Origin of the sequence: Pseudolactococcus plantarum (assembly GCF_002441715.1) — a bacterium.
Classification (GTDB): domain Bacteria; phylum Bacillota; class Bacilli; order Lactobacillales; family Streptococcaceae; genus Pseudolactococcus; species Pseudolactococcus plantarum.
In genome coordinates, this window is the sequence record NZ_JXJX01000008.1 from 115,550 (window position 1) to 127,185 (window position 11,636).

At 40.3% G+C, this 11,636-nt stretch carries 7 protein-coding genes, 6 tRNA genes and 2 rRNA genes; all 15 read right to left on the reverse strand.

Annotation, left to right across the window (positions count from 1 at the left end):
* Window positions 1–2: 2 nt before the first annotated feature.
* The 15 genes from RU87_RS06610 to RU87_RS06680 all read right to left on the reverse strand — a co-directional run bounded on the left by RU87_RS06610 (window position 3) and on the right by RU87_RS06680 (window position 11,571).
* Window positions 3–1,451 (reverse strand): peptide MFS transporter, encoded by a 1,449-nt coding sequence (locus tag RU87_RS06610; protein WP_068162859.1) that lies wholly within the window; start codon window positions 1,449–1,451, stop codon window positions 3–5.
* Window positions 1,452–1,738: 287 nt separating this feature from the next.
* Window positions 1,739–2,572, reverse strand: coding sequence for an SDR family NAD(P)-dependent oxidoreductase (locus RU87_RS06615; protein ID WP_068162856.1), 834 nt, complete (start codon window positions 2,570–2,572; stop codon window positions 1,739–1,741).
* 11 nt (window positions 2,573–2,583) lie between these two features.
* Window positions 2,584–4,602, reverse strand: a complete 2,019-nt coding sequence (gene recG, locus RU87_RS06620) for an ATP-dependent DNA helicase RecG (RefSeq protein ID WP_068162851.1) — start codon at window positions 4,600–4,602, stop codon at window positions 2,584–2,586.
* A 512-nt stretch (window positions 4,603–5,114) separates the two neighbouring features.
* Window positions 5,115–5,441, reverse strand: coding sequence for a YlbF family regulator (locus RU87_RS06625; protein WP_068162848.1), 327 nt, complete (start codon window positions 5,439–5,441; stop codon window positions 5,115–5,117).
* Between the two features lie 122 nt (window positions 5,442–5,563).
* Window positions 5,564–5,917, reverse strand: a complete 354-nt coding sequence (locus tag RU87_RS06630; protein WP_068162845.1) for a zinc ribbon domain-containing protein YjdM — start codon at window positions 5,915–5,917, stop codon at window positions 5,564–5,566.
* A gap of 94 nt (window positions 5,918–6,011) precedes the next feature.
* Window positions 6,012–7,022, reverse strand: a complete 1,011-nt coding sequence (gap, locus tag RU87_RS06635; RefSeq protein WP_068162842.1) for a type I glyceraldehyde-3-phosphate dehydrogenase — start codon at window positions 7,020–7,022, stop codon at window positions 6,012–6,014.
* Between the two features lie 216 nt (window positions 7,023–7,238).
* On the reverse strand, window positions 7,239–7,682 hold the full coding sequence (locus RU87_RS06640; RefSeq protein ID WP_068162839.1) for a DUF536 domain-containing protein: 444 nt from the start codon (window positions 7,680–7,682) through the stop codon (window positions 7,239–7,241).
* Window positions 7,683–7,865: 183 nt separating this feature from the next.
* Window positions 7,866–7,949 (reverse strand) — tRNA-Leu (locus RU87_RS06645).
* 27 nt (window positions 7,950–7,976) lie between these two features.
* Window positions 7,977–8,048 (reverse strand) — tRNA-Gln (locus RU87_RS06650).
* Between the two features lie 13 nt (window positions 8,049–8,061).
* Window positions 8,062–8,134, reverse strand: a tRNA-His gene (locus RU87_RS06655).
* A 12-nt stretch (window positions 8,135–8,146) separates the two neighbouring features.
* A tRNA-Trp gene (locus tag RU87_RS06660) sits at window positions 8,147–8,217 on the reverse strand.
* A gap of 10 nt (window positions 8,218–8,227) precedes the next feature.
* Window positions 8,228–8,308 (reverse strand) — tRNA-Tyr (locus RU87_RS06665).
* A gap of 32 nt (window positions 8,309–8,340) precedes the next feature.
* Window positions 8,341–8,413: transfer RNA gene (locus RU87_RS06670), tRNA-Val, on the reverse strand.
* Between the two features lie 6 nt (window positions 8,414–8,419).
* Window positions 8,420–8,535 (reverse strand): 5S ribosomal RNA (gene rrf, locus RU87_RS06675).
* 130 nt (window positions 8,536–8,665) lie between these two features.
* Window positions 8,666–11,571: ribosomal RNA gene (locus RU87_RS06680) — 23S ribosomal RNA — on the reverse strand.
* Between the last annotated feature and the right edge of the window lie 65 nt (window positions 11,572–11,636).

An 11,636-nucleotide genomic window follows, 5' to 3' on the forward strand; every position in this document is an offset into this window, starting at 1 on the left:
AATTAGTCACCAATCATATGTGTTAACTGTTTAGCACCTATGACTAAACCAATTGCAAATAAGATAGGCACAGATGCGTAGATAGCAAAATAAAGTACCGTATGATTTAAATAAAATCCTGATAAGCTTGCATTGATACCTTGACCTACTGAATTAGATAAAAACCAAATTGCCATCATCTGTGCTTCAAACGCTTTAGGAGCTAAACGGTTTGTAACAGCAAGTGACACAGGAGAGATGAGCACCTCACCAAAAGCGACTACCCCAAGAGATAAAACAATCCAGTTTGCTGAAAAACCACTACCGGTTAATGCTGGAGTTAATAAGAGTAGATAGCTTGCCCCAACCAAGGCCATCCCTATCGCATAGCGTTGAAATAGATTGGGTAATTTATCAGCAAATACTTTATAAACAAAGGCCATAGTTGCTGTCCCAAACACCACAACAAATGGATTCACAGCTTGCACCATCGCATCAGCAATCTTGAAACCAATAAAATTATGATCCGAACGGGTCACAAATTCTGCAACTATCGTCCCACCACCTTCTTGGACTGCCCAAAGTGCAACACCAGATAAGAATATCGGAATATAAGCCACAACTTTGCGTTTTTCACCAGATGTCACAAGTTTACTCGTTAAGATATGTGTAAAATAATAACCTGTTAACACAACTGCTGCTACAGTAACGACCTTAGAAAGGGCACCGATAGAAAATGTATGTGTCATGATACTAAGCCAAAACCCAAAGACTATAATCACAATGATACTAACGATGGTCAAAGTTACTTTTTTACGCTCAGTTTTTGCGATTGGATTAGGTGCTAAAACATCAAGATGATGTCTAAGAAATCTTGCATATCCCCAAACATAAATTGCAAGGCCTAGTCCCATAACAACTGCTGCAGCTGAGAAGGCAACATGAAAACCATATTTTATTTGCAAAGCAGATACTACAATTGGTGATATGAAGCTACCGAGATTTATCGCAACATAGAACAATGAGAAGGCGACGTTCGCATCTTTGTCATCTTTAACAACACTACCAACTAATGTCGATACGTTGGGTTTTAACATCCCAGTCCCAATAATCAATAGCGCTAAGGATGCCAGTAAGGCCGGCTCACCAAAAGGTAAAGCCAAAACAATGTGACCAGCTAGAATGAAAACACCACCGATCGTAACGATACGAGCAGCACCAAATACTCTATCTGATAGCCACCCACCAACAATTGTTGACATATAGATCAAGGCACCATATAAGGCAGAAATTGCGACGCCATCAGCGCGCGGTAATCCTAGGCCACCTTGAGCAGTAGTATTAATCATATAATAAAGTAAAACCGCTTTCATCCCGTAGTATGAAAAACGTTCAGCAAATTCTGTTCCTAGAATAGTTGGAAAACCTTTTGCCAACCCAAACAGTCCTTTTTTCTGTTCCACTTCTGTCATGGAAATCTCCCTTTAATTTTAAGTATGCTAGCGAATGATGCAAGCGTCATTTTAGCACACTACTTGATTTTTCAAAGTTATGCCCAAGTATAGTCATCATCACCAGTGCATCTTATAATAAATTTAAATTCCATATTTTTTTATAATTAATTTGAAATAAAAATAAATCTATAATAGTTTCGAAATCAACATCAATTCTATCATAAGAACGGTTCCTTGGCAACTACCAGATTACTTTCTATCACATAAAAAAGAACAATTCACTAGATTGTTCTTTAAACTTATTATTATTTTTCAGTTCGACGTGAGACCCTTTTTAGCATCAGCCCCAACGTTTTATTAAACAAATAAGGATGAGATCTTGCAAACCAGACTGTCATCTTATCAGCGACACTATTAAAGTATCGTCCTTTAACTCGCTGATCAGTCGCAGCCTTATAAAATAGGGCCGCGATCTTATCTGCACTAGAAACAAATGCATTATTATTAACTGTTAATAAGCCACCAACGCGACTTAACAAAGGCAGATAGACAGAGTCCTCTTTAGCATTTTTACGTGCATTATCCATCGCGATATCACCCCAAGCTGAGCGCGTTAATCCTGGCTGTATCGTAATACTACGTACACCAAACGATTTCACTTCCATATCAAGCGCATCACTCCAAAGTTGTAATGCTGCTTTAGTTGCATGATAATACGACCCTAAAGGTAGATAGACATTGGCACCTATAGATGAAATATTAATAATTCTACCTGATTTTTGCTGTCTCATCGTAGGTAATACCAATTGACTTAGCTCTGCTGCACCAAAAAAATTGGTCTCAAATTGTTTTTTAGCGTTCGATAGAGGTACCTCTTCCACAGCGCCATATTCACCGTATCCAGCATTATTGATCAAGACATCAATTCGGCCAGCCTCTTTGATGATAGTCTCTATAAAGGCTGTATTTGATTGATGATCGGTCACATCTAAGCGTAGTGCATGTATCCCATCTTCAGTTGGGATCTTTTCAACACGTCTTGCACCACCGTATACTAGCCATCCTTTAGACGCAAATAACTTGGCTGCAGCAAGTCCCATTCCATTACTTGCACCAGTAATTACAACTACTTTTTTCATCACTATCTCCTTTAATCGAAACTCTCTTCATTTGATAAGTTCGCCAAAATCATCTCATAGGCTGCTTTTTGCGAGCCATCTTTTTCTTTACATATAGTAATCGCTTCTGTACGTGCTACTTCTAAAATAGGGTAGTCATTGACAATATCAGCAACTGAAAATTCTGGAATACCTGATTGTCGTGTGCCAAAAATCTCCCCACTACCACGCATTTTCAAATCTTCTTCTGCCAAGACAAACCCATTTTGTGTTTCGGTCATGATCTTCATCCTATGCTTACCACTATCTGATTTTGGATTAGCAACTAGTATCGTCGTCGATTTTTTTTCTCCACGGCCAACACGACCACGTAATTGATGCAGTTGGGACAATCCAAAACGATCAGCATCCATGATTACCATAAGTGTTGCGTTAGGCACATTCACGCCAACCTCAATTACCGTTGTTGATACCAAGACATCATATTTTCGTGCCTTGAAATCCATCATGATTTGATCTTTTTCACTATTCTTTAATTTACCATGTAATAGCGCAATTTTTACATTATCACCAAAAAATGCTTGTAAATCATGAAATAAATCAGTCGCATTTTTTAAATCCATCACTTCACTCTCCTCAATCAAAGGAGAAATAAAGTAAACTTGAGCACCTTTAGTAATCTCATCACTTACCCACGGTAAAACACTCGGTAAAAGCTGCTCATGTTTAACCCAACGTGTCGTGATAGGCTTTCTCCCAGCGGGTAATTCATCAATGATTGAAACATCCATATCGCCAAATGCGGTGATAGCAAGCGTTCTTGGAATCGGTGTAGCAGTCATCATTAGCACATCAGGATTTTGTCCTTTTTCTCGAAAAATACGACGCTGATTAACCCCAAAACGATGTTGTTCATCTGTTATAACCAGACCCAGTGCATGATAATTCACTGATTCTTGAATCAAAGCATGTGTCCCAGTGATCATCTGAATCTCACCTGACTCAAGGCCAGCTAATATGTCACGTCGCTCAGCAATTTTCATACCACCAGTTAACAAACCAACCGATAACTCCGGAAATAAGGCTTGTAAACTGTCATAATGTTGTTGAGCCAAAATTTCAGTCGGTACCATCAAGGCTGCTTGGAACCCAGCTTTTACAGCAGTATACATAGCCAGACTTGCGACAACCGTTTTACCACTTCCTACATCCCCTTGTAACAACCGATTCATATGATAAGGGCTTGCCATATCAGTAATAATTTCACGTAACGATTGCTTCTGAGCTGCAGTTAAGGGAAAAGGTAAAGTCTTTATTTTTTCTACAAGCGCTTCTTTATCAAAGTCTATCGTTAAACCACGTGCCATGCACTTATCTTTTAAACGAAGAACTTGCATTTTAAATTGAAAATAAAACAACTCTTCAAACTTCATTCGACGCAAAGCCTGATGATGAGCTGCTTCATCAGCTGGAAAGTGCATATCATGTACAGCTGTTTTACGACTCACCAATCTATATTTTTCTAATAATGATGGCGGTAAATTCTCAGGTATCAATTCTCCCACACCTGCATCAAATACTGACTGTAATAGTGAGACTAAAGCTGATTGTTTTACGTTCTTCATCACATGATAGACAGGTTGGAAACTATTTTCAACCTGTGCAAGGATTTTCATACCTGTAAGGCTTAATTTTTTGGCATCCCATTTACCATAAATCGCAATCTCCTTATCCAACTCAACCTTACTTTGAAGATAAGGCTGATTAAAAAAGCTGATCGCAATCACCACCTCATCTTGTTTGATTTTAAAGGTTAATCGATTTCGACGAGGGCCATAATAACTGACATTTGCAGGGGTCACTACTGTACCGATGATTGTTGTCTTTTCACCATCTATCAATTCGAAAACTGGTTTAGCCGCAAAATCATCATATCTAAAAGGAAAGTATTCCAATAAATCAGATATAGTAAAAATACCCAGCTGATGATATCGCTCGGCAGATTTTGGGCCTACACCTTTTAAAAATTGAATTGAATCTAGCAGTTTCATACCATCATTATACCATGTTCACACTATACACAGACTAATTTAGTACTATTCCTCATTTAAACGATTAAGTAGTCTGTTACCATTTACCTCACATACAATCATATTAAAGAAAAATAAATCCGATAAACATAACAAATTGAAATAACTAACGCTAATAAAACAAATACAAAAATCACTTCATTGACTAAAAGTTTAACTGGAGAAATATCACGACTTTGCAAGAGCTTTTTAGCAGACAAGAAACTACATAATAATAATGATAAAGGAATAATAAATATTATGTCCTTACTTCCCAAATTATCTATCAGATCAATAGGTTATACCTGTAGATATCTTAATAGCTCCAAAAACAGCAACCAATCATATCCAAACACGATAACGATTATTATGACATACATATCATACCACTTTACTATTCAAAAAACGATATAAAGTACTCTCTTTTTATCCATATCAGAGTACAATAAAAAGGGGTCTCTTCCCCTTTTTACTTTACTTACTTATATCACAGATTACTGAGCGTATAATTCTTGAAGTGGTTTAAAGACGATATCTTGTAAGTCACTTGTGATCGTTTGCAAGGCTTGCTCTTTAGTTAATAGTTCGGACATCACAGCATTTTCTTGTAAACTAGCAAATAATTCCTGTGCTGATTTTTGCTCTTCTTCACTAAGTGCTTGACCTGTTTGCATCTTCATTTGGACATCCATAAACTGCGCATATAAAGCACTAGCTGTTTCATCTGCTTTAACTGCCGCTAATGCAGAAACAACTGCCTGATATTCTGGTAATGCACGCAGTTCACGTTCAAGTTGATTCATTGTATCATAAATATTCATTATTTCTCCTCATAACTCAATTGATCTAGCTTAAATGAGTATACTAATTTTTCAAAATTTTCTATGCTCTTATTTTACCAAACTAAAAGATAAACTGCCAGACATATACTTATCTTGTTAGCTTATGCTTTTTTTACAACTGACCCTTTTAGACCCATTGCACCAAAACCATCGATTTTAGCATCAATAAAATGACCATTTTTACCATTTTCATTGAGTCGAATATTTTTAGCTTTCGTTCCTTTTTTAATCGGCTTTGGCATACCTTTAACAGTTAGGTCTTGGATAATAATAACATCATCCCCATCGGCTAATAGCGTCCCTACAGAGTCTTCTACAGTAAATTTAGAGGCATCGCTAGCAGCTGCTATGTCAGATACACTAAATTCATTACCACATTCAGAACAACCAAAAGTTGTATCTGACAACTCATATGTGAACTCACTACCACAACTTATACACTTTTGTGCTTCCATAATTCTCCAATTCTCTTTACATTAGTACATTAATAAAATTGCAACAAAAAACAGAGGAGCTAAGCTTCTCTGTTTTAAACGTTAAATAACAGAATTATTTAGCGATTTTAGCGAAATATTCAAGAGTACGAACAAGGTTAGATGTGTAAGACATTTCGTTGTCATACCAAGCAACTGTTTTAACTAATTGAACACCGTTAGCTTCAGTAACTTCAGTTTGAGTTGCATCAAACAATGAAGAGTTAGAGATACCTACGATATCAGAAGAAACGATTTCGTCTTCGTTGTATCCGTAAGATTCGTTAGCTGCAGCTTTCATTGCAGCGTTAACTTCTTCAACAGTTACGTTTTTGTCAAGAACTGAAACAAGTTCAGTTAATGAACCAGTTGGAACTGGAACACGTTGTGCATGACCTTGAAGTTTACCGTTCAATTCTGGTAATACAAGACCGATAGCTTTAGCAGCACCAGTTGAGTTAGGTGTGATGTTTTCTGCTGCAGCACGTGCACGACGGAAGTCTCCACCACGGTGAGGACCGTCAAGAGTCATTTGGTCACCAGTGTAAGCGTGGATAGTTGTCATAGTACCAACTTTAAGACCAAAGTTTTTGTTCAAAGCATCAGCCATTGGTGCAAGACAGTTAGTAGTACATGATGCACCAGAGATAACTGTTTCTTCACCAGTTAATACTTCATGGTTAGTGTTGAAAACGATTGTTTTAACATCGTTTCCACCAGGAGCTGTAATAACAACTTTTTTAGCACCGTTAGCGTGTAAATGTTGTTCAGCTTTTTCTTTAGTTGCGAAGAAACCAGTTGCTTCAAGAACGATTTCTGCACCTTCTTCAGCCCAGTTGATGTTAGCTGGGTTAGCTTCAGCAGTAACTTTAACGAATTTGCCGTTAACTTCGAATCCACCCTCTTTAACTTCAACTTTACCGTCGAAGCGTCCTTGAGTAGTATCATATTTCAACAAGTGAGCAAGCATTGCTGGATCAGTAAGATCGTTGATTGCAACAACTTCAACACCTTCAACGTTTTGAATACGACGGAAAGCAAGACGACCGATACGGCCAAAACCGTTAATACCAACTTTAACTACCATTTTGTAGTAATCCTCCTATGGAAATAAAAACTTTATACTTGAATGCATATGCATTCTACAATTGAAAGTTAATTATTTAACTTACACTATAATCATACCTTTTTTATCGTATATTTGCAAGAAAAAACGCTATATTTACATTGTTTTGTACTATAACAAAAAATAAAAAAGGACTAAAAACGTCCTTTTAAGTCAATATATTAAATCTGTACTACATTACTTTTTAAATAGTCTCGCAAAAAAACCTTTTGATTTTTCGTCTGCAAGCTCTATCAATGTCTGTTCTCGCTCAGTTAAGGCTTTAGCAGTTAACTGTTGTTGCTGATCTAATTGCTTGTCTTTTTCAGCAATTTGGCTATCTTTCATCACAATTTGTTCGTTCAACCGCTCAATCTCTTTATTCTTGTCTGTTAATAATTGAGAAATGAGCTTTTCAAAATCAACTGCCCCTGTTGCTTTGTCCTCTTCAACATCATCAACAAGAATTGTCTTGCCATAATGTTTTTCAAGAATAACTATTCCCTCACGGTTAACAACAGTAACACCACGTTCATTTTTACTTAAATACTCATCTTCAAGCTTTTTTACACGATTATTAATCGCTTGACGTGTTACGCCAAAAGCTTCAGCTAATTCTGTTACTGTCCCATTGATCATGATTTACTCTCCAAATATCAATATTATTTACTTATCAAATCTTTTCTTATTATAACATATTGTAAAACTTTAATCGTGTAATCTATGCTCTAAACCGAGTCTACCTATATAAAAATATTGAATGATAGGTACTATTAAATAAAAATTATAAAAAAAAAGACATATGTCTTCATGAATTTGCAATTATACCGGCGGCCGGGGTCGAACCGGCACGTCCGTGAAGACACTGGATTTTGAGTCCAGCGCGTCTGCCAATTCCGCCACGCCGGCAAATTCTAATATCGAAATTTCAATAAACTGGGGTAGCTGGATTCGAACCAACGCATGAGGGAGTCAAAGTCCCTTGCCTTACCGCTTGGCTATACCCCAAAATTTAATTAAAGGCGGTCGACGGGAATCGAACCCGCGAGTGTCAGCGCCACAAGCTGATGTGTTAACCACTTCACCACGACCGCCAAAATGTGAAACACGGGCAGCAGGAATTGAACCCACACCAAAGGTTTTGGAGACCTTTGTTCTACCTTTAAACTATGCCCGCAAAGGTAATATGGAAGGGGAGGGATTCGAACCCCCGAACCCGAAGGAGCGGATTTACAGTCCGCCGCGTTTAGCCACTTCGCTACCCTTCCAAATTATGTTATTTCATTAGGTATAAACCTAATGGGAGTTAACGGGATCGAACCGCTGACCCTCTGCTTGTAAGGCAGATGCTCTCCCAGCTGAGCTAAACTCCCCAATATGCTTGGCACCGACCTTATCTCACAGGGGGCAACCCCCAACTACTTCCGGCGTAATGAGACTTAACTACTGTGTTCGACATGGGAACAGGTGTATCTCTCATGCAATAAGCACCAAACTTATCTTTGAATATCTAAACGGCGTTTGAACATTCAAAACTGAATAACTCATTTCTAAAATAATGGCTTAAACCAAAACGTTCTTAAACTCTTTTTAAACTTCAGACCATGGTCCTCAGTTTACTTTACTAGGTAAAGTCCTCGAGCTATTAGTACTAGTCCGCTACAAATATCACTATTCTTCCACTTCTAGCCTATCTACCTGATCTTCTCTCAGGGCTCTTAATTCATAAAGAATGGGAAATCTCATCTTGAGGTAGGTTTCACACTTAGATGCTTTCAGCGTTTATCCTTTCCCTACATAGCTACCCAGCGATGCCTTTGGCAAGACAACTGGTACACCAGCGGTAAGTCCACCCCGGTCCTCTCGTACTAAGGGCAGATCCTCTCAAATTTCCTACGCCCGCGACGGATAGGGACCGAACTGTCTCACGACGTTCTGAACCCAGCTCGCGTGCCGCTTTAATGGGCGAACAGCCCAACCCTTGGGACCGACTACAGCCCCAGGATGCGACGAGCCGACATCGAGGTGCCAAACCTCCCCGTCGATGTGAACTCTTGGGGGAGATAAGCCTGTTATCCCCAGGGTAGCTTTTATCCGTTGAGCGATGGCCCTTCCATGCGGTACCACCGGATCACTAAGTCCTACTTTCGTACCTGCTCGACTTGTAAGTCTCGCAGTCAATCTCCCTTATACCTTTACACTCTACGCATGATTTCCAACCATGCTGAGGGAAACTTTGAGCGCCTCCGTTACTCTTTAGGAGGCGACCGCCCCAGTCAAACTGCCCAGCAGACACTGTCTCCCACGACGATTAGCCGTGCGGGTTAGAGTAGCCATGACACAAGGGTAGTATCCCAACAACGCCTCCTTGTAAACTAGCGTTCACAATTCTTCGGCTCCTACCTATCCTGTACATGTGCAACAGATACTCAATATCAACTTGCAGTAAAGCTCCATGGGGTCTTTCCGTCCTGTCGCGGGTAACCTGCATCTTCACAGGTACTAAAATTTCACCGAGTCTCTCGTTGAGACAGTGCCCAAATCGTTACGCCTTTCGTGCGGGTCGGAACTTACCCGACAAGGAATTTCGCTACCTTAGGACCGTTATAGTTACGGCCGCCGTTTACTGGGGCTTCAATTCATACCTTCGCTTACGCTAAGCACTCCTCTTAACCTTCCAGCACCGGGCAGGCGTCACCCCCTATACATCATCTTACGATTTAGCAGAGAGCTGTGTTTTTGATAAACAGTCGCTTGGGCCTATTCACTGCGGCTCCACCTAAATGGAGCACCCCTTCTCCCGAAGTTACGGGGTCATTTTGCCGAGTTCCTTAACGAGAGTTCTCTCGCTCACCTGAGGCTACTCGCCTCGACTACCTGTGTCGGTTTGCGGTACGGGTAGGTTATAATTAAACGCTAGAAGATTTTCTTGGCAGTGTGACATCAGATACTTCGCACTCGAAAGTGCTTCCCCATCACAGCTCAATCTTAGAGGTACAAGCATTTAACTCATACCAAACCTCACTGCTTAGACCAGAATCCATTAACTGGCACATCTTAGCCTACTGCGTCCCTCCAATCACTATATAACCTAGTACAGGAATATCAACCTGTTGTCCATCGGATACGCCATTCGGCCTCTCCTTAGGTCCCGACTAACCCAGGGCGGACGAGCCTTCCCCTGGAAACCTTAGTCTTACGGTGGACAGGATTCTCACCTGTCTTGCGCTACTCATACCGGCATTCTCACTTCTTATCGCTCCAGCACTCCTCACGGTATACCTTCGTCGCTGATAAGAACGCTCTCCTACCAATTAAATAAATTTAATTCCATAGCTTCGGTAATATGTTTTAGCCCCGGTACATTTTCGGCGCAGGATCACTCGACTAGTGAGCTATTACGCACTCTTTAAATGATAGCTGCTTCTGAGCTAACATCCTAGTTGTCTGTGCAATCCCACATCCTTTTCCACTTAACATATATTTTGGGACCTTAGCTGATGGTCTGGGCTGTTTCCCTTTCGACTATGGATCTTAGCACTCACAGTCTGACTGCCCAACGCATGTAAATGGCATTCGGAGTTTATCTGATATTGGTAATCCGGGATGGACCCCTCAATCAAACAGTGCTCTACCTCCATTACATTCAAGTTGGACGCTAGCCCTAAAGCTATTTCGGAGAGAACCAGCTATCTCCAAGTTCGTTTGGAATTTCTCCGCTATCCACAAGTCATCCAAACACTTTTCAACGTGTCCTGGTTCGGGCCTCCAGTGCGTCTTACCGCACCTTCACCCTGCTCATGGATAGGTCACTTGGTTTCGGGTCTAAATCATGATACTAATGCGCCCTATTAAGACTCGCTTTCGCTGCGGCTCCGACTCTTCATCTTAACCTCGCATCATAACTTAACTCGCCGGTTCATTCTACAAAAGGCACGCTCTCACCCATTAACGGGCTCGAACTTGTTGTAGGCACACGGTTTCAGGTGCTATTTCACTCCCCTCCCGGGGTTCTTTTCACCTTTCCCTCACGGTACTTGTTCACTATCGGTCACTAGAGAGTATTTAGGGTTGGGAGATGGTCCTCCCAGATTCCGACGAGATTTCTCGTGTCTCGCCGTACTCAGGATACTGCTAGGTATATATTCTATTTCAGATACGAGGCTATTACTCTCTTTAGCTTACCTTCCCAGGTAATTCTCCTATAAAATATAAGTCCACAGCGCAGTCCTACAACCCCAGAAGATAAATCTTCTGGTTTGCCCTTATTCCGTTTCGCTCGCCGCTACTTAGGAAATCGCGTTTGCTTTCTCTTCCTGTTGCTACTTAGATGTTTCAGTTCACAACGTCTTGCCTCATATGAGCTATGTATTCACTCAAATGATAGTAGCCATAAGCTACTGGGTTCCCCCATTCGGACACCTACGGATCAATGCGTACTTACTGCTCCCCGTAGAATTTCGTAGTTAGTCACGTCCTTCATCGCCTTCTAGTGCCAAGGCATCCACCGTGCGCCCTTATTAACTTAACCTTTAAATTGATACATTTAAGTATCTTGGTAATAAGTATTGAGTCTTTCGACTCACGCTTTTTTTT